This window comes from Rummeliibacillus sp. GQ308, assembly GCF_059759115.1.
Genome location: NZ_JCAXDQ010000005.1, coordinates 44,620 through 64,336, shown reverse-complemented (window position 1 = coordinate 64,336; position 19,717 = coordinate 44,620). Strand labels below are relative to the sequence as shown.

General features: G+C 39.7%; 19 protein-coding genes. 16 read left to right on the top strand and 3 right to left on the bottom strand.

Translation table 11 applies throughout. From position 1 onward, the window contains the following. Positions 1–242 precede the first annotated feature (242 nt). The 6 genes from AC6CHJ_RS14820 (at position 243) to AC6CHJ_RS14795 (ending at position 6,104) form a co-directional block, all read left to right on the top strand. Positions 243–1,193 (top strand): ABC transporter permease, encoded by a 951-nt coding sequence (locus tag AC6CHJ_RS14820; protein ID WP_066791983.1) that lies wholly within the window; start codon positions 243–245, stop codon positions 1,191–1,193. Next, positions 1,186–2,136 carry an iron chelate uptake ABC transporter family permease subunit gene (locus tag AC6CHJ_RS14815; protein ID WP_392996743.1) on the top strand — a complete coding sequence of 317 codons (951 nt, stop codon included), beginning with the start codon at positions 1,186–1,188 and terminating at the stop codon, positions 2,134–2,136. Before AC6CHJ_RS14820 ends, AC6CHJ_RS14815 begins: the two co-directional genes overlap by 8 nt. Further along, the gene (locus tag AC6CHJ_RS14810; protein WP_147197065.1) at positions 2,133–2,894 is read left to right on the top strand and encodes an iron ABC transporter ATP-binding protein; all 762 of its coding nucleotides are present in this window, start codon (positions 2,133–2,135) and stop codon (positions 2,892–2,894) included. The genes AC6CHJ_RS14815 and AC6CHJ_RS14810 overlap by 4 nt, the downstream gene beginning before the upstream one ends. 16 nt (positions 2,895–2,910) lie before the next feature. Further along, on the top strand, positions 2,911–3,894 hold the full coding sequence (locus tag AC6CHJ_RS14805; protein ID WP_147197067.1) for a siderophore ABC transporter substrate-binding protein: 984 nt from the start codon (positions 2,911–2,913) through the stop codon (positions 3,892–3,894). A 139-nt stretch (positions 3,895–4,033) separates the two neighbouring features. Continuing rightward, positions 4,034–4,636, top strand: coding sequence for a phosphatase PAP2 family protein (locus AC6CHJ_RS14800; RefSeq protein WP_498289141.1), 603 nt, complete (start codon positions 4,034–4,036; stop codon positions 4,634–4,636). Positions 4,637–4,856: 220 nt separating this feature from the next. Beyond that, entirely contained in the window at positions 4,857–6,104 is a 1,248-nt protein-coding gene (locus AC6CHJ_RS14795; protein WP_498289139.1) for a YeeE/YedE family protein, read from the top strand. Between the two features lie 75 nt (positions 6,105–6,179). On the opposite strand, the gene AC6CHJ_RS14790 is transcribed toward AC6CHJ_RS14795, so the two are convergent. Then, complete coding sequence (locus tag AC6CHJ_RS14790) at positions 6,180–7,388, bottom strand: MFS transporter (RefSeq protein ID WP_147197072.1); 1,209 nt, start codon at positions 7,386–7,388, stop codon at positions 6,180–6,182. Between the two features lie 177 nt (positions 7,389–7,565). On the opposite strand from AC6CHJ_RS14790, the gene zupT reads away from it, so the two are divergent. Then, on the top strand, positions 7,566–8,378 hold the full coding sequence (gene zupT / locus AC6CHJ_RS14785; RefSeq protein WP_150285430.1) for a zinc transporter ZupT: 813 nt from the start codon (positions 7,566–7,568) through the stop codon (positions 8,376–8,378). Positions 8,379–8,387: 9 nt separating this feature from the next. Continuing rightward, entirely contained in the window at positions 8,388–8,600 is a 213-nt protein-coding gene (locus tag AC6CHJ_RS14780; RefSeq protein ID WP_498289137.1) for a hypothetical protein, read from the top strand. A gap of 175 nt (positions 8,601–8,775) precedes the next feature. On the opposite strand, the gene thrB is transcribed toward AC6CHJ_RS14780, so the two are convergent. Together thrB and thrC are read right to left on the bottom strand one after the other, a co-directional pair. Continuing rightward, positions 8,776–9,684, bottom strand: a complete 909-nt coding sequence (gene thrB, locus AC6CHJ_RS14775) for a homoserine kinase (RefSeq protein WP_498289135.1) — start codon at positions 9,682–9,684, stop codon at positions 8,776–8,778. Continuing rightward, complete coding sequence (gene thrC, locus AC6CHJ_RS14770; RefSeq protein WP_249776032.1) at positions 9,681–10,733, bottom strand: threonine synthase; 1,053 nt, start codon at positions 10,731–10,733, stop codon at positions 9,681–9,683. Before thrC ends, thrB begins: the two co-directional genes overlap by 4 nt. A gap of 239 nt (positions 10,734–10,972) precedes the next feature. On the opposite strand from thrC, the gene AC6CHJ_RS14765 reads away from it, so the two are divergent. From AC6CHJ_RS14765 to AC6CHJ_RS14730, 8 genes are all read left to right on the top strand, one after another. Next, positions 10,973–12,181 carry an MFS transporter gene (locus AC6CHJ_RS14765; RefSeq protein ID WP_498289133.1) on the top strand — a complete coding sequence of 403 codons (1,209 nt, stop codon included), beginning with the start codon at positions 10,973–10,975 and terminating at the stop codon, positions 12,179–12,181. A 162-nt stretch (positions 12,182–12,343) separates the two neighbouring features. Further along, on the top strand, positions 12,344–13,090 hold the full coding sequence (locus AC6CHJ_RS14760; RefSeq protein WP_147197079.1) for a gluconate 2-dehydrogenase subunit 3 family protein: 747 nt from the start codon (positions 12,344–12,346) through the stop codon (positions 13,088–13,090). Positions 13,091–13,105: 15 nt separating this feature from the next. Then, on the top strand, positions 13,106–14,815 hold the full coding sequence (locus AC6CHJ_RS14755) for a GMC family oxidoreductase (RefSeq protein WP_147197081.1): 1,710 nt from the start codon (positions 13,106–13,108) through the stop codon (positions 14,813–14,815). A gap of 54 nt (positions 14,816–14,869) precedes the next feature. Next, the gene (gene tatA, locus AC6CHJ_RS14750) at positions 14,870–15,085 is read left to right on the top strand and encodes a twin-arginine translocase TatA/TatE family subunit (RefSeq protein WP_173668486.1); all 216 of its coding nucleotides are present in this window, start codon (positions 14,870–14,872) and stop codon (positions 15,083–15,085) included. A 15-nt stretch (positions 15,086–15,100) separates the two neighbouring features. After that, a complete protein-coding gene (tatC, locus tag AC6CHJ_RS14745; RefSeq protein WP_147197083.1) occupies positions 15,101–15,985 on the top strand; it encodes a twin-arginine translocase subunit TatC in 885 nt (294 codons plus the stop codon). 363 nt (positions 15,986–16,348) lie between these two features. Then, positions 16,349–17,479 carry a M20 peptidase aminoacylase family protein gene (locus AC6CHJ_RS14740; RefSeq protein WP_498289131.1) on the top strand — a complete coding sequence of 377 codons (1,131 nt, stop codon included), beginning with the start codon at positions 16,349–16,351 and terminating at the stop codon, positions 17,477–17,479. A 26-nt stretch (positions 17,480–17,505) separates the two neighbouring features. Continuing rightward, complete coding sequence (gene menC / locus AC6CHJ_RS14735) at positions 17,506–18,618, top strand: o-succinylbenzoate synthase (RefSeq protein ID WP_498289129.1); 1,113 nt, start codon at positions 17,506–17,508, stop codon at positions 18,616–18,618. 129 nt (positions 18,619–18,747) lie between these two features. After that, the gene (locus tag AC6CHJ_RS14730) at positions 18,748–19,674 is read left to right on the top strand and encodes a manganese-dependent inorganic pyrophosphatase (RefSeq protein WP_498289127.1); all 927 of its coding nucleotides are present in this window, start codon (positions 18,748–18,750) and stop codon (positions 19,672–19,674) included. The last annotated feature ends 43 nt before the right edge of the window (positions 19,675–19,717 follow it).

Sequence of the window (19,717 nt, the reverse complement as noted above, 5' to 3'; positions counted from 1 at the left end):
TAGGAATAAACATATTGTCGAATAAAGAGATTTTTCACTTCGTAGGGGTTTAGGCATTACTTTACGTACTATGATAACGAAAGAAATACTAATCTATAATATATAAATCCTTTTGATAATCATTTTCAATTAACGGTTGAAATATAATATTCAGATGCTATAATTAAGTAGGAGCAAGTGATAATGATTTTCATTTGCAGATGTATCACCTAATAAAGGAAGAGGAAGTAGACGGGATTGCCATGAAAAAACGATATTTATTGATAGCACTTGTTGTGTTGTCTCTTATCTCTCTCTTTGTGGGGGTAAGTGATATCACACCAAAGGACTTATTAAACTTACATTCAGAAAAGACACAAATTTTCCTCATCAGTCGCGTACCAAGATTGGTTGCGATTATTTTGGCGGGCTTTGGGATGAGTATTGCAGGCTTAATTATGCAAAGTTTGAGCCGCAATAAATTCGTATCGCCTACAACGGCTGGTACATTAGATGCTACTCGTTTAGGGATTCTTGTATCGATGCTGTTATTTGCAAACGCTTCGATGCTTGAAAAAATGGCGGTATCCTTCGTATTTGCGCTTGCCGGCACATTATTATTTATGCAAATATTGGACCGTATAAAATTTAAAGATGCGATTTTCATACCGCTTGTCGGATTGATGTTTGGGAATATATTGTCTTCTATCACGACGTTCTTTGCTTATAAGTCCAATGTGATCCAAAATATCTCAACATGGCTACAAGGTGACTTCTCGATGATCATGAAAGGTCGCTACGAACTGCTTTATATTAGTGTGCCTGTATTGATTATCGCCTACTTCTATGCCAACCGTTTTACAGTGGCTGGAATGGGTGAAGATTTTGCAAAAAACCTAGGGCTTGCTTATAAACGTATCGTTAATTTCGGCTTAATCCTTGTTGCTTTAGTTACTACTACTGTTGTTTTAACAGTTGGTATGATTCCATTTTTAGGATTGATCATTCCCAATATTGTCTCCATTTTTAAAGGAGACCACTTGCAAAAAACACTGCCACATACTGCGCTTTTAGGGGCTATATTCCTCTTAATCTGCGATATATTAGGCCGTGTCCTTATCTATCCATATGAGATTTCTATCAGCTTAATGGTAGGCGTCATAGGCAGTGCAGTCTTCCTATTCTTGTTGTTTAGGGGGAAGGCGTATGCGTAATAGTATTAAATTAGCAATATTGCTAGGCGTTGCGCTTATATTTAGCGCACTGTATATTTTCCAAGGCTTGAACGGCAATTATGATTACATATTGCCTCGGAGAGTAATTAAGATTTTGGCAATGGCTTTGACAGGTGTTTCTATCGCTTATTCAACGGTCATTTTCCAAACGATTACGCATAACCGTATTTTGACTCCAAGTATTATGGGGTTAGATTCTCTATATTTGCTTTTGCAAACGTTTATTATTTTCTTTTTTGGATCTGGCCATATTATCATTATGAACGCGCAAGTGAACTTCTTTGTGTCAGTTGTCGTTATGATAGGCTTTGCGCTAATCCTATACCAATTTTTATTTCGCGCTGGCGGGAAACCGATTTACTTTTTGCTGTTAGTGGGCATAATTGTGGGGACGTTCTTAGGAAGTATCACGACTTTTATGGAAGTTTTGATTGATCCAAATGAATTTACCCGCGTACAAGACAAAATGTTTGCTAGTTTCAATAATGTCAACGGTGATCTCGTATGGCTGGCATTAGTGGTAGTTGTGATTGTCATGATCTATGGTGTTAGAATGATTAATCAACTAGACGTTCTATCACTCGGCCGAGATACAGCGATTAATTTAGGTGTGCCTTATGATAAAGTGGTCAAGCGCATGCTGATCATCTCAGCGATACTTATTTCAGTATCAACGGCACTTGTTGGGCCTATTACATTCTTCGGTTTGATAGTAGCCAATTTATCTTATCAATTTTTCAAAACGTATAAGCATTCCATTTTGATTACGGGTGCGTCATTTATGAGTTTAGTTGCATTAATCGGAGGCCAATGGATAGTTGAGCGAGTATTTACATTCTCAACAACATTAAGTGTTATCGTCAATTTCATCGGTGGTATCTACTTTATTTACTTATTATTGAAGGAGAGTCGATCTGCATGATCCAAGTAAAAGAGATTTCCAAGTATTTTGGAAAGAAAATGGTCGTTGATAAGGTAAGTGTTGATATACAAAGAGGTAAAATCACTTCCTTTATTGGCCCAAATGGCGCCGGAAAATCGACGCTATTGTCGATGGTGAGCCGTTTACTTGATGCGGATACCGGTGAAGTATTGTTAGACAGCACTGATGTAAAGAGAGTGAAGTCCAATGATTTCGCAAAACGCGTATCTATTCTAAAACAATCCAATTTTATGAATGTTAGGTTAAGCATTCGTGAACTCGTTTCTTTTGGACGCTTCCCATATTCGCAAGGCCATCTTACTGAAGAGGACCAAAAAAAAGTTGATGAAGCCATTCATTATATGAACTTAGAGGATATCCAACATGATTATTTAGATGAATTGTCTGGTGGGCAACGACAACGCGCATTTATCGCGATGGTTATTGCTCAAGATACCGAATATGTTTTGCTAGACGAACCATTAAATAATCTGGACATGAAACATTCTGTTCAAATCATGAAGATTTTGCGTAAACTTGTTGATGAATTGGGCAAGACTGTAGTGATTGTACTTCATGATATCAACTTTGCATCCGTTTATTCAGATTTTATTGTGGCGCTCAAAGATGGGAAAGTCGTAAAAGAAGGGCCAACCAGTGAAATCATTAATTCCGCGTCACTCAAAGAAATATACGATATGGATATACCTATTCAAGAGATGAATAGCTGTCGAATCTGTGTGTATTTTAATTCATGATAAAGGGGAAAAACAAATGAAAAAGTGGTCATTACTAACATTAGTATTTGCAGTTCTATTTGTGCTAGGCGCATGTAATTCAAAAGATTCTAGCAAAGATAAAGGGAATTCTAATAGCGGTTCTAAAGAAACAATTGCCGTAACAAACGATTTCGGAGTACAAAATGAAGATGGTTCATCTGATTCTGTAAAAGATAAAGTTGATGTTCCGAAAAACCCGAAAAAAGTAGTTGTATTTGATATGGGCTTCTTAGATACACTTGATACACTTGGTGTAAAAGTTGCAGGTATTCCACAAGATTCAATTCCTGGTTACTTGAAAAAATATGAAGGTAGCGATTACGAAAACGTTGGTTCATTAAAAGAGCCAGATTTTGAAAAATTGGCTTCATTGAATCCTGATGTTATCTTTATTTCTGGACGCCAAGCTAGCCTTTATAAAGAATTCAGCAAAATTGCGCCAACTGTTTATGTTGGTTTAGATACATCTCGCTATATGGAATCATTTAAAGAAAACACAGAATTAGCAGGCAAAATTTTCGGCAAAGAAGATCAAGTGAAAACAGAACTTGCTAGTGTAGATGAAACTATCGCAAAAGTTCAAGGCGAAACAAAAGGTTTAGATAAAAAATCACTAATTATCCTAGGTTCTGAAGGTAAAATCAGCGCTTACGGTCCTGCTTCACGCTTCGGTTTGATTCACGATGTATTTGGTTTTAAACCAGTAGATAAAGGCATTGAAGTATCAACTCATGGACAAAACGTTTCTTATGAATATGTATTAGAGAAAAATCCAGATATCATCTTCGTAGTAGACCGCGATGCTGTTGTAACAGAAGGCGCTTCAGCGAAAAAAGATATCGAAAACGATATTGTAAAGAAAACAACTGCTTATAAAGATGGAAAAATGATCTACTTAAACCCAGAAGTATGGTACTTATCTGGTGGAGGTATCCAATCTGTAAAAGAAATGGTTAAAGAAGTAGAAAAGGCTTTATAATCATTGTTAACACCTAGCCCAAGATGGCTAGGTGTTTTTTTGTGTGTATGATAAAGTGAAACTACTCTGGAGTAGCTTGCGTTAGATGAAGTAGGTTTGTGTATAAAAGGGTATGCTAATAAACAAGGGGGGATTGGGCATGTCAAAAATCATGTATTCCTTAGGCATTCTTGCTTTTGCTATTTTTATTTTTTTATGGATAAGCTTAAAGAATGAATGGGTAACGACAATCGATTTAGTAGCAGCTCATTTACTTAAGGGCAATGGATTTATTATTGCTTTCCATTATATTGGCGAACAAACATTTATCTTAACGATCGCTGTTTTGCTGCTAGTTTGGTTATGGATACGCGATCGCAATTATCGTGGCATGATGTTTACACTGTTGACGATCGGCGGAGGAAATATGATTAATCAATTTATTAAAGAATGGGTGCATCGTGCTAGACCAGACATTCCTAATCAATTGGCATCCTTTAGTTTTCCATCTAATCATGCGATGATGAGTGTCCTCTTTTTATTCACCATCGCTTATTTTATGACTGAGGATAAACGGAAGAGCACTTTTTCAATAATTGTACGGCTAGTAGCAATACTATTGGCTATATTAATCGGCTTGTCACGTATCGCGGAAGGCAGGCACTTCGCTTCAGATGTAGCGGCAGGGTGGGCATTGGGGTTTGCTTGGTTTGTTATAGTTTGGGCATGGTATGTACGTCGCAAAAAATGGCAAAACACGTAGTCCATAACAATCCCCTAACAGAAAAGCTCAAAGGGGATTGTTTATTTATAGAGGTTTCAATAATTCAAATGAAGTCTAATTCTCCATTTTTATCTAGTAAATAACAAAATTTTATGTATTACAGATCAAATGAATAGCAAACTTCTTTACTTTTTATCGAAAAGAGACTATTATAAAGAACATAAAACCAAGTATTCTAATAGGATAAGAGGGGAAAAGTATGACTCAAAAAACTGTCTCAAATTGGGACCACAAATCAACAACAGTGGTTGCCAAGCTGAACCCTATGCAAAAACCGCTAGCTTCAGCAGGGATTCTTATAGCAATTATTCTTTTGATTTCGATTGTTTACGTGGCAAATTGGACCCAAGGTGTACTATTTATTATCGGCATTGCCCTTGGCATGACGTTATTGCATGCACGCTTTGGTTTTACCTCTGCCTTCCGTCGTCTGGCATCAGTCGGTAATGTGCAAGGGTTGCAAGCGCATATGCTCATGCTTGCAATTGCATCTATTTTGTTCGCGATTATACTCGGAACGGGCTTTAGTTTTACTGGAGTCGCTCCTGAGGGCAATGTTTCACCTGTAGGCACAAGCTTGCTTGTCGGTGCATTTCTTTTCGGGATTGGTATGCAACTTGGAAATGGATGTGCATCAGGAACACTTTACCAAGTGGGTGGAGGAACATCTTCCATGCTTTTAACGCTCATTGCATTCATTGCGGGATCTGTTCTAGGTGCATATAATTTCACATTTTGGATGGAGGACACACCTTCATTGCCAGCCATTTCGTTAGCTGAATCAACAGGTCTCGGTTATGTGGGCGCATTAATCGTCCAACTCATCGCATTTGCTGTCATCTACTGGATTACTGTTCAGATTGCGAAAAAGAAACGCCCACCGATGATGAAGCCTCTACCAACAACTAAAGGCTTTAAAAAAATGATTCGCGGTTCTTGGCCATTATTCGCTGCTGCTATTATTCTTGCATTGTTAAATGCATTGACTTTAGCGGTAAAAGGCAGCCCTTGGGGTATTACTTCTGCTTTTGCGCTATGGGGCGGCAAAGCATTAATGGCAATGGGTGTAGACGTGTCAAGCTGGGGCTTTTTCGCAGGTGCTAAAGGCAATGCCTTAAGCCAATCAGTGTTCCTTGATGCAACGAGTGTCATGAATTTCGGTATTATCCTTGGCGCATTTATATCAGCTGCATTCCAAGGTACATTTAAACCGAAGAAACTTCAACCGAAAGTAGCAGCAGCTGCTGTAGTAGGCGGTCTTATGATGGGTTATGGTGCCCGTCTTGCATTCGGCTGTAACATTGGTGCATATTTCAGCGGTATAGCTTCCTTCAGCCTTCATGGTTGGGTGTGGGCAGTAATGGCCTTTTTCGGCACATATGTAGCACTCTTTATACGTCCGCTCTTTGGGTTGAAAAATCCAAAATCTACGGATACGTTTTGTTAAATACACTAGAATAACACCAAAAAGGCTTCTGTCATCCTAAACGATGACAGAAGCCTTTTTATTGTGTCTTAATCCTTATTGATTAGCATTGAGCGATTGGCGCACTGTAATCTTATGGATTGCAAAAGCAAGGATGCTCGCTGCGATTAAAAAGACTAAAACAATGCCTACGACACCGCTCCAGCCGAACTTAGACCAAAAGAGTCCGCCGGTTGTTCCGCCGACACTGGATCCTACGTAGTAGAAAAAGAGGTAAAGCGAAGAAGCTTGTGCTTTTTCATGTGTTGCTCTTTTTCCAACCCATCCACTTGCAATGGAATGAGCTCCAAAAAAACCGAAAGTAAGAATCGCTATTCCTGCAATCTTGATAAATAGGTTATCCGTTAATGATAAGAGAGCACCGGCAAGCATAAGCCCTATGCCGCTCAAAAGAATTTTGTAACGCCCGTGATGGTCCGCTAAACTACCCATCCATGCCGAACTGAATGTCCCTACAAGATAAATTAAAAAAATCCAGCCAACAATTGTTTGGCTAAGAGAATAAGGCGGTTCTATCAATTGGAAACCTATATAGTTGTACATCGTTACAAAAGATCCCATTAGCAAGAATCCAACACCGAATAAACTTAATAATGCAGGATCCTTTAAATGCATAAGAAGAGATTGGAATAGTGGCTTTAATGCAAGCTTATCTGGCTCAAAATGACGAGATTTTGGCAATAAAAAGTAAAATGCTATAGCAAGAAGCAAACTAATAATGCCAATCACAATCATTCCGACGCGCCAATTCGAATAATCGCTCACAGAACCCATCACAATCCGTCCGGCAAGACCGCCAATGGAATTTCCACTTATATAGAGCCCCATTGCCGCTCCTAAGCTTTTTGGATCGATTTCCTCACCTAAATAAGCCATCGCAATAGCTGGTAGACCTGCAAAAACAGCGCCTTGGACAACTCTCAAGATCAGCAAGACGTGGTAGTTAGGCGAAAAAGCAATAAGAAAAGTTAAAATAGCTACCGCAATCATAGAAAATGTCATAATAGGTTTGCGGCCCCATGCTTCAGAAAGAGAACCTACTATTAACATACAAATGGCAAGTGATGCTGTAGTAAATGAGAGGGAAAGACTAGCCGCAGCCGGCGATATATGGAAAAATTTTGTTAACGTCGGCATCACTGGCTGCGTCATATATAAATTAGCATAAGTACTAAACGCGCCAGCGAATAATGCCAAGTTGGCTTTGCGAAAATCTAATGTTCCTCTTTTGATGTATTCCTCCATATTTTTCACCTCGATAATCTTATTATAAAACGCAATAATAAAGAAATACATTTTCCTGTTTATTCCCAGAAAGAGGGAATTGGTTCATCTTTTATTTTGGCTTTAAAGAAAATTGTTTCATAAAGGAAACATTAAGCATATAGTAAATAAAAAGTCAGTTCATAAAGGAGTATGTAAATGGATGCAAGTGTACTATATGCATTGGGGTTAACTCTTTTTGCAGGATTGGCAACAGGAGTCGGCAGCTTAATCGCCTTTTTTACCTCAAGAACGAATACTAAATTTTTATCATTTTCTTTAGGTTTCTCAGCTGGTGTTATGATATATGTTTCCCTTGTTGAGATATTTGTCAAAGCTAAAGTGGCACTAGTTGGGGAGCTAGGAGAGAAACAAGGCTATCTTTTTACAATTATCGGATTCTTTTCAGGCATGCTGCTTATAGCCTTGATAGATAAACTGATCCCGAAACAAGGAAATCCGCATGAAGTCAAAATGGTAGAAGATTTGAAGAAAGGCCCGTCACAACAAGATTATTCGAGCTTAATGAAGATGGGCGTTTTTACTGCACTTGCCATTGGCATACACAACTTTCCTGAAGGGATTGCCACGTTTGTTTCCGCATTGAGTGATCCAAATCTAGGATTAGCGATTGCCATTGCTGTCGCAATTCACAATATCCCTGAAGGTATTGCTGTATCTGTTCCTATTTTCTTTGCAACAGGGGACCGGAAAAAAGCTTTTAAGCTTTCTTTTTTATCAGGCTTAGCAGAGCCGGTTGGGGCATTCGTTGCGTATTTATTATTGATGCCATTTTTGAATGATATTATGTTTGGTATGATATTTGCTGGGGTGGCAGGAATTATGGTTTTTATCTCACTAGACGAATTATTGCCGGCGGCCCGCAAATACGATGAAGCTCACTCGTCAATTTATGGCGTTGTTCTTGGCATGATTGTTATGGCCATTAGTTTAGTATTGTTGGTGCCTTAAGAGGATTGCTTGACGGCAATCCTCTTTCTTGGTGCAAAAGGGGGGCGGCACTACATTGCATGTCGAGCAGTTTCCAACTATAATGGCGAAGAATCATACCAAAGAATATATCATCATGGGAAATTAGGGGAAGAAAATGGACAAGTTGCTTGGCAGTTTATTAATGGTTATATTTGTAGCAAACTTAATTTGGATTATTTACATAATCATAAAAGAATATAAAAAAGATAGTGCTAGTTTGTTTAGATCTATCTTTTTTGTCATATTCAATATTGTGTTTGATAATTATAGTCTCTATGCTGTCTTTGTTGTTTCCTGCTTTTTATTTGGAGTCATTCTGTTATTTTATTAATAACGAAAAAAGGGGTTGCCAATATGGCTAGCCCCTTACTGCATTCTAAATATACTCTGATACTTTTAGTTGAATCCCATTTCGATCAATGGAAACAGCTTTTATCTCATAATCCGGCAGGTGAGGACGCATCTTTTTAACAAATTCATCTACTTCTTCAGGTTGAACTAAAGAAATCATGGTTGGACCTGCTCCGCTGATCGCTGTCCCGTAAGCCCCATTATCCTTCGCCAGTTCTCTAATTTTATTATAATAGGGAATTATATTTGCCCTGAAAGGTTCATGGAACAAGTCAGCTTCCATCATTTCACCTACACGTTTCCAATCATTCATTAATAGGGCGGCTGTTAATACATTAGCATAGGCACTTGCTTGTACAGCATATCCTCGGTCAAAAGTAGAAGGCAAGGCATCCCTTGCTTCTTGTGTTTTAAGCTCTACATTTGGGATGAAAAGGGCGAAGGCTATATCTATTTCTTTTACACTCAGCAGGCTTAGTCCTCCATTCGGCAACATAGCCCCGATTGTCAGTCCACCGCAGAGGGATGCCGTAGCATTATCTGGGTGTCCTTCTAAATCAGTAGCAATACGGCATTTCTCCTCTAATGTTAAGTTTAATTCACAAAGTTGATTAGCTAATTCAACCCCTGCAGCAATGGCAGCCGCACTGCTCCCAATACCACGAGCCAAGGGCAATTCGCTTTGTACAATCACCTTGCAGGAGGGGAGTATGGCACCATAGCATGTTGCTGCATAGTTTGCGCTTTGATAGATTAAATGGTCTTTCGTATTTATTTCTTGAGGTAAATGAACTGATTGATGATCAAATGCCCATTGTTCACTTAATGTTACATCTAAAGTTAAATATAGTCCTAGTGCAATTCCAATTGAATCAAAGCCTGGGCCTAGATTCGCTGTGCTGCCCGGTACTTGTATGTTCCATGTTTTGCTCATAGTAGTCCCTCGATATACTCACGGATTTCCTGTTCGTTATTCGAAAGTGTTACCACATTGACAGAGGATGCACTGACAGCTGTGTCAGGATCCTTCAATCCATTGCCTGTAAGGACCGCTACAACCTTGCTTCCTTTTGCGATAGAACCATCCGCTACAGATTGATAGACACCTGCAATAGATGCGGCTGATCCAGGTTCAGCAAAAATACCTTCTTTAGAGGCAATCAATCGATAGGCATTTAGAATTTCTTCATCAGTCACAGCACTGATTTTACCGTCCGATTCATCGCGTGCCATTTCTGCCAATAGCCAACTGGCTGGATTTCCAATGCGGATGGCCGTAGCGATTGTTTCAGGGTGTGCTATTGGTTCGCCTCTGACAATGGCGGCAGCCCCTTCCGCTTCATAACCAAACATTCTTGGAAGAGATGTACCTTTTTTCTGTGCGTATTCTCTAAAGCCTTTCCAATATGCGCTTATATTACCTGCGTTGCCAACCGGTATAGCTAGGATGTCTGGTGCGTCTCCTAATGCATCGCAAATCTCAAAAGCTGCTGTTTTTTGGCCTTCTAAACGATAGGGATTGACCGAGTTTACTAAGGTTACGGCTGTTGTATCACTGATTTGGCGTACAAGTTGCAATGCCTCGTCAAAATTGCCATCAATCTCGATGATTTTTGCGCCGTACATATAGGCTTGCGCTAATTTGCCTGCAGCAACTTTACCCTTTGGAATCACGATAATAGCCTCAATGCCTGCTCGTGCCGCATAGGCAGCCGCAGACGCAGAAGTATTGCCGGTAGAGGCGCAGATTACGCATTTGCTTCCCTCTTCTACCGCTTTAGCCACGGCCATAACCATTCCTCTGTCTTTGAAGGAACCAGTGGGATTTAAACCTTCAAACTTTACGTGCAAATCAATCCCCAGCTCTTCAGATAATTTGGCAAGATAGATTAATGGTGTATTTCCTTCGTGAAGTGTTAAAAGTGGTGTATTGCTGTTGATTGGCAAAAATTCCTTGTAATGATGAAGCAAGCCATTCCATATAGCGGTCATGATGATAATTCCTCCTTAGTAAATGCAAAGTGGTGTACTTTCTAAAAATACAGTTGTTTATGTATAAGAGACACTTTATCAAAAAAAGAACCTGCTTTCAATGCTATCCTATCAATATTCTAAAATTTCGTAAAATATTTAAGATATTGTCACATGTTTACTGATGTTGTATAGTAAATACATATGAATGTTTACACGTGTAAAGACACTTAATGGGGGATGGGAATAGAATGAAACAAGCAGTAAATGCGCAAGTTGTTTCGCGCAATAAATTATTGGGCGTTGCAGGTGTAGGATGGTTATTTGATGCACTCGATGTAGGTATTTTATCTTTCGTTATTGCGGCACTTGCAAGCGATTGGGGGTTAACCTCGGAACAGATGGGGTGGATTGGTAGCATTAACTCGATCGGCATGGCCGTAGGAGCGTTAGTATTTGGTATTTTTGCAGATCGTGTCGGCCGTAAGTCTGTCTTTGTTTGGACATTAATCATTTTTTCAGTAGGAAGCGGAATATCTGCATTTGCTTCTTCACTAGCCATTTTTATGGCATTACGTTTTGTGATTGGTATGGGACTAGGAGGAGAACTCCCAGTGGCATCCACATTGGTATCTGAAAGTGTGGAAGCGAAAGAAAGAGGAAGGGTAGTCGTATTGCTGGAAAGCTTTTGGGCAGTAGGCTGGCTACTTGCAGCGGTAATTTCATATTTTGTCATTCCGCATTATGGCTGGCGTGTTGCATTGTTGTTAACGGCGCTTCCAGCATTATACGCAGTTTACCTTCGTCTCCGTTTGCCAGATTCGCCACAGTATGAGGAGAAAAAAGAGAAAAGAAGCGTGCTACAAAATTTAGCGGCTGTTTGGTCTAAACCTTATGCAAAGCAAACAATCATGCTGTGGATCGTATGGTTTACGGTTGTATTCTCCTATTATGGTATTTTCTTATGGCTTCCGAGCGTTATGGTGGTAAAAGGGTTTAGCCTGATAAAAAGTTTTGAGTACGTATTAATCATGACATTAGCTCAATTGCCAGGTTATTTTACAGCTGCTTGGCTGATTGAAAAGTGGGGAAGGAAATGGGTGCTTTCTGTGTACCTGCTAGGCACGGCATTTAGTTCACTAGCATTTGGTCTGGCTGATAGCACTTGGCTTTTAATGGTTTCGGGAATGCTACTTTCTTTCTTTAACCTCGGAGCATGGGGTGCACTATATGCTTATACACCAGAACAATATCCGACCGTGATAAGGGGCACAGGTGTCGGCATGGCAGCATCGGTAGGGAGGTTAGGCGGCATCTTTGGACCTTTGCTTGTTGGATCACTAATGGCAGGAGGCATATCGATTGGTTGGATATTCTCTATCTTCTGCCTTGCTATATTAATCGGTATCTTAGCTGTAATTGTACTCGGAAAGGAAACAAAGCAAACAATTATTTATTAAAAAGTAATTTTTAGGGACTAGCATAGGTTGCTAGTCCTTTTTTGTATTATTTTTATTTAGAAAGATTAAATTCGAAACAAAAAGGGAACAAATTACCTTAAAGAGCAATTTTTTATTCAATAAATTGCTATGTAATTTTATGTATTTAAGGGAGGTAACAAATTGAGCAATGACAATCAAAAAGATATCTCAAGACGGGATTTCTTGAAAACAACTGGTATTGCAACAGGAACTTTGATCGGCGGAGGTTTAATCGGTGGCTTGATCGGCTACAATTCGAAAAAAACTGCCGCACCGTCTAAAACTAACCAGTCACATTCGAACAAAACATCTGAGACTAGCCAAGGGAAGATGTACTTTACAACAGATGCAGATTTTAATGTTTTAGCGGCTGCTACGGAACGTATTTTTCCAAAGGATGATTTAGGTGGCGGAGCTATTGATCTTGGCGTCCCTTATTTTATTGACCGTCAGCTGGCAGGTCAATATGGCAGTAATTCGAAAGAATATATGCAAGGACCTTTCCATGATGGATCCCCAACGCAAGGCTATCAAACACGTTTAACGCGAGCAGAGATTTTCTCTGAAGGCGTTTCTAAGCTGGAACAAGAAGCGCAAAAACGCTATAAAAAAGGTTTTACTGATATTTCGGATAAAGAGCGTGACGTGATTTTAACGGCATTCCAAAAAGATAAGGTGAAGATGAAAGGCGTATCTGCCGCATTCTTCTTTAATTTGCTCCGGTCAGCAACCATTGAGGGCGCGTATGCCGATCCTCTATATGGAGGCAATCGCAACATGGAGGGATGGAAGATGAAAGGTTTCCCTGGACATCAAATGTCCTATATCAATGTGATTGAAAAAGAGGGATTCCAAAAAATTGCACCAAAATCTTTAGGTATGCATTAATAGGGGGTATGGATTATGGCGAAAACATTGCCAAAGGTTGATGTAGTAACAGTCGGTGTAGGCTGGACAGGCGGAATTGTAGCCGCAGAATGTACAAAAGCAGGATTGAAAGTAGTTGGCTTGGAAAGAGGTAAAGAGCGTGGAACCAAAAACTTTGCGAACGTCCACGATGAATACCGTTATGCTATTCGATATGAATTGATGCAAGATTTATCAAAAGAAACAGTTACCTTCCGTAACAACCGTAAACAACAAGCTTTGCCTATGCGCCAACTAGGTTCATTCCTGTTGGGTGAAGGGCTAGGCGGCGCTGGTACTCACTGGAATGGACAAACATTCCGTTTCTTACCGTATGATTTTAAAATTAAATCTATTACTGATAAAAAGTATGGAAAGAATTTCTTAGGATCCGATTACATCCTGCAAGATTGGGGGATGGATTATGATCAAATAGAGCCATACTACGATAAATTTGAAAAAATAGCCGGTATTAGCGGTGAAAAAAATCCACTTGGTGGCAAACGATCAGATGATTATCCAACAAAGCCGATGAAAAAGACACCTCTGTTGAAAAAGTTCGAGACTGCAACTAAAAAAATGGGGTATCACCCGTACATGATGCCATCTGCGAACCTATCTGCACCGTACAAAAACCAATATGATCAAAATATTAATGCATGCCAATATTGTGGTTTCTGCGAACGTTTTGGCTGTGAGTATGGCGCGAAAGCAACGCCGGAAGTAAGTGTTATTCCAGCAGCATTAAAAACGGGTAAATATGAAATTCGCTTTAACTCAAATGTTGTAGAAGTTCTTACTAAAGGAAATAAAGCAACAGGCGTAAGATATATTGATTCTGTAACAGGAGAAGAATATATTCAACCAGCAGATGTGGTTGTTCTCAGCGCATTTATGATGAATAATGCTAAATTGCTGATGATCTCTAAAATTGGTACTATGTATGACCCGAATACAGGTAAAGGAACTTTAGGGCGTAATTATTGCTATCAAATTATGCCAGGTGCAACTGGTTTTTATGATGAGCAATTTAATACATTTATGGGTGCTGGTGCACTAGGTGAATGTTTAGATGACTTTAATGGCGATAACTTTGACCACTCTAAACTAGGTTTTATTCACGGTGCGAATATTGCATTAACCCAAATTGGTTTACGTCCAATTGGGAACAACCCAACGCATGCCGATACACCGACATGGGGAGCTGAGTTTAAGAAAGAATCAATCCAAAACTATACGCGTTCATTGTCTGTTGGTGGACAAGGTGCTTCAATCGCACATAAAGAAAACTACTTAACATTGGATCCGAAATATAAAGACGCATATGGCGTGCCTTTATTGCAAGTAAACTATAATTTTACGGATCAAGACCGTAAACTGCACCACTTTATTTCTAAAAAATGTGGCGATATTCTAAAACAAATGGATGCCAAAAAAGTAGAAGTTCGTGCAGATCTAACGGATTACAGCATCGTCCCTTATCAATCAACACATAACACAGGTGGTACTGTAATGAGTAAAACACCTGAGGATGGGGTAGTTAATAATTACTTACAACACTGGGATTGCGAAAATCTATTCGCAGTGGGCGCTGGTTCATTCCCGAATAACTCAGGTTATAACCCTACTGACACTGTTGGCGCTTTAGCGCTTCGCTGTTCTGAAGGGATTATCAAGTATAGCAAAAAAGGTGGATCTTTGGTTTAACCAATAACCTTCTCTAAAGCTAAATCAAAAATCAAATAAAAGGAGTGATGCATCATGGGTATAGGCGCCATTGGTATTCCTGGATTAATCATTATTTTAGTCATTGTACTTATCGTTTTTGGTCCAAAAAAATTGCCGGAGATTGGTTCTGCAGTAGGCAAAACTTTCTCTGAGTTTAAAAAATCTACTCAAGGCCTAATGGATGAACATGAAGAACCTAAAAAGGAAACGATCACAACTGTCAAAGTAAAGGATAAAAACGAAATTTAATTAGAGGGTGTTCGTATGGATCCGTATGAAGAAAATAAAAAGAAAGTACTTAGCCCTTTGGATAAATTAGACGAAAGCGAATACGAAGGAAGCGAAGAGGCTGCGGCTGTTGAGCCCGTCTCCCCAGCTCCTTCCGCCTCTCTCGAGATCGAAGAGGAGCAGGGATTGGAAAGCTCCTTTAGGGATACGAGCGAAGCATTTGTTGAACATCTGGCGGAACTTAGAAAACAACTTATCAAAGGGTTAGCTGTTTTTCTCTTTTTCTTTATTCTTGTATTTGCGACAGTCAACAAATGGCTTCCGTATGTAACAAGAGGGCACGACTTAGTCATCTTAGGGCCTCTTGAAGTTGTTAAATTTTATATGTCCATCTCTACAACAGTTGCTGTAGGACTTTCATTGCCATTCTTAATGCACTTTATATGGTCATTTATAAAACCGGGTTTAAAAGAAAACGAAAAAGGTTTTCTTGGTTTATATTCGCCCGTTATGCTTCTGTTATTTCTCTTAGGGGTGGCTTTCGGCTATTTTGTCATTAACCCAATTAGCTACCATTTCCTTGTAGGCATAGGCGAATCGAATTTCAACGTAATGATCTCAGCAGCTCAGTACATGAGCTATCTCATCATGACGACAGTCCCAATTGGATTATTGTTTGAATTACCGATTATTGCTATGTTTTTATCGACAATAGGCGTTCTAACATCGGATACGATGAAGAATATTCGAAAATGGTCTTACGTTATTATGGCCGTTTTCTCAGCACTTATAACACCGCCTGATTTTATGAGCCAATTGTTGGTACTCGTACCGATGGTTCTTCTTTATGAGATCAGTATATATATCGTGAAGAAATTGGAAAGAAAAAGAGAATTACAAGAAGAAAGTTTTAGTTCATAAATAGGAAAAGCTTGTTGATCAGGAATAGCGGGTCAGCAAGCTTTTTTCTGCTTAAGAAGGTAAGTGGTATGAATAGGGCAGGTGAATGTGAAAGGGAGATGAGTGGCGCTAATAGAGCCAAGTGACCGTAATCATGCGATGCCGGTTGAGTAACCCCAATCCCCTCGAGACTTTCCGATAGGTTTGCCGTATGTAACAGCAGGGCATAAATCCTGATAAATGCAAATACAATTCCTTAAGGAGTAATAGATTATTGAAAGCGAATACATCTAAATTCATGAATTTACACGATATATTTTTATAATCTGACAAGCATGATCTCAATTTCTTGAAAGGCTATTTAACGAGAAAGGATGGGGTATGATGAAAGAAAAGCTAAAGGAAATAGAATCGAAGCTCCAGGGAATATTTCAACATCTGCACGCTATTCCGGAAATCGCGTGGGAGGAATACCGCACAACAGAATATATTGAATCGTTATTGCAAGCAGAAGGTTATAAGGTCCATACATTAAAAGACAGTACGGGTCTGTATGTTGAGATCGGGGAAGGCAAGCCGGTTGTTGGTTTAAGGACAGATATGGATGCCCTTTGGCAGGAAGTAGACGGGGAAATGCGAGCCAATCATTCATGTGGACATGATGGGCACATGACTATGATTATTGGAGTGCTACTTCTTATGAAAAAGTTGTCAGTCGAGTGGAAGGGAACCTTGCGTGTTTTATTCCAACCGGCTGAGGAAAAGGGACAAGGGGCTCTTTCCTTTGTGGAACGGGGATTGATCGATGATGTAGATTATTTGTTTGGTGTACATTTGCGTCCTATACAGGAGCTCGAAGATGGCACTTTTTCGCCGGCCATCCATCATGGCGCATCCATGACTATTTCCTCGGAAATTTATGGTGTTGAAGCTCATGCTGCAAGGCCGCATTTAGGTAAGAACGCAATCGAAGTGGGGAGCAGCCTAGTAGAAGCTTTAAAATCCATTCGTATCGATTCAATGATTCCCTATTCCGCAAAGGTGACGGTTTTCCAGGCTGGAGGCAGATCAGGCAATATCATACCCGGCAAAGCATTCATTAACGTGGATGTAAGAGCCCAAACGAACGAAGGCATGCAAGAGTTATATAAAGATATCCAGCGCATTGTTAAAGGTGTTAGCACTTTATATGAAGCGAATATTGAGTTAAAGGTTTTGACTGATATAGCGGCTGCGAAAGTAAATGAGGAAGCGGAAGAGATTCTAAAACACGCGATTATAGAGTCTGTCGGTGAAGAAAAACTAAGGCCTGCCCTCTTTACACCAGGAGGGGAAGACTTCCATTTTTACAGCAAATTGAGGCCACATATTAAAGCTACTATGCTAGGATTAGGGTGTGGTTTATCCCCAGGGCTACATCACCCTGATATGACATTCAACCATGCCCAGCTTTTGCCTGGAGTTGAAATACTAACGAGATCAGTTTTAAAAGCAACTGGTTCAACAGTCAAATAATGAAACGAATATAGGTGAGTTTAAAGTTGAATATAGAACAAGTTAAGATCCGCCAATTAAAAATGCGGATGAAATCTCCTTTTAAAACCAGCTTTGGTAGCGTGCAGGATAAACAATTTCTTATTCTTGAAGCAAGGGATCGAGATGGTCTTATCGGATATGGAGAAGGCGTCGCATTTGAAGTGCCTTGGTATACGGAAGAGACGATGAAAACGAGCTGGCATGTACTAGAGGATTTTCTACTACCGCTTATTATGGGCAAAGAGATTCATCACCCGGATATGGTCAGCGAAATCTTTAGCAGTATCCGTCGTAACAACATGGCTAAGGCTACGTTGGAAACCGCGATATGGGATCTTTATGCTAAGAAGCAATCTATTCCTCTTGCAACAGCTTTAGGCGGTCAAAAAGAAAAGGTGGCTGTTGGAGTGAGTATCGGCATACAGCCTACACATCAGCAGCTTTATCAAAAAATTGAGGATGCTTTAGAAGCTGGCTATCAGCGTATAAAGGTGAAAATTAAACCAGGCGAGGATATTGCACTGCTTAATGCGATTAGAAATGAATATCCAGATGTCCCTTTAATGGCGGATGCCAATTCATGTTATACGCTTAATGATTTAGCATTGCTTCAAGAACTAGATCAATATGGTTTGTTGATGATTGAACAGCCGCTAGGCGCAAATGATATTGTGCAGCATGCGAAGCTTCAAAGTCAGTTAAAAACACCTATCTGTCTAGATGAAAGCATCACTTCATACGAAGATGCTGAGGCAGCGATTGATCTTGGAAGCTGTAAAGTGATGAACATCAAATATGCCCGAGTAGGCGGCCTGACGGAAGCAAAACGTATCCATGATTTGTGTGCTAAACATGAGATGGCAGTATGGTGCGGTGGTATGCTTGAGGCGGGTATCGGAAGGGCACACGCTATCGCCTTATCTACGCTGGCTAATTTTACGCTGCCAGGAGATACAGCAGGCTCTGCCCATTACTGGGAAGAGGACATCATCACACCTGAAATTACGGTGAAAAATGGCTATATTAGCATTTCAAAAGAACGGGGAATAGGCTATGAAATCAATCATTCTGCGATTGAACGTTATACAGTGAAGGAAAAGGTTTATCGTGCGAAATGATGATGACTTGTTCCTGTTTTCCTGGCTATGGACAGGGAACATCTTTTTTGTGCGAATCTAGCGACTATATGTTATCTTTTTGATAAAATAAAAAAAGAATCGGTAATTCATTTTGGGAGGAATATATACATGAGTAACGTCCTAGTATTCGGACATAAAAACCCTGATACAGATACAATTACATCTGCATTAGTGTATGCATATTTAAAACAACAAATCGGCGTCGATGCTGAAGCTGTTCGCTTAGGTGAGCTAAACAATGAAACGGCTTATGCACTAGAAAAATTCGGCTTTGATGCACCCCGCTTGATTGAAAAAGCGACACCAGAAGTACAACAGGTCATTTTAGTCGACCACAATGAGCGCCAACAATCTGTAACTGATATAGAAGAAGTACAAGTACTTGAAGTAATCGATCACCACCGTATCGCGAACTTCGAAACGGCTGATCCTTTGTATTACCGTGCTGAGCCAGTTGGATGTACAGCAACCATCTTAAATAAAATCTTTAAAGAAAAAAATGTAGAAGTTCCTGCAAACTACGCAGGTTTAATGCTTTCTGCTATCATTTCTGATACATTGCTATTTAAATCACCTACCTGCACAGAAGAAGATGTGCAAGCAGCGAAAGAATTAGCAGAAAAAGCAAATGTGAATGCAGAAGAATATGGACTTGCTATGTTGAAAGCAGGTGCCGACCTAAGTGATAAAACATTGGAAGACTTATTATCATTAGATGCGAAAGAATTCGCAATGGGCGACCATAAAGTTGTGATTGCACAAGTAAACGCAGTAGATATCAACGATGTACTTGATCGCCAAGAAGAGTTAGAAAAATTGTTAGAAAAAGAAGTACAAGATAAAGAGTTAGATTTATTCTTCTTTGTAGTCACAGACATTCTAAACAATGACTCTGTTGCTGTACCGGTTGGTAAGGTTGCAGATAAAGCTGCTCCTGCATTCCGTTCAGTGCTAGAAAACAACCGTATTGTATTAAAAGGTGTTGTATCACGTAAAAAACAAATCGTCCCAACACTAACTGAAGTATTAGGCTAAAAATAAAGAGCTGACTCTCTGGAACAAGAGAGTCAGCTCTTTT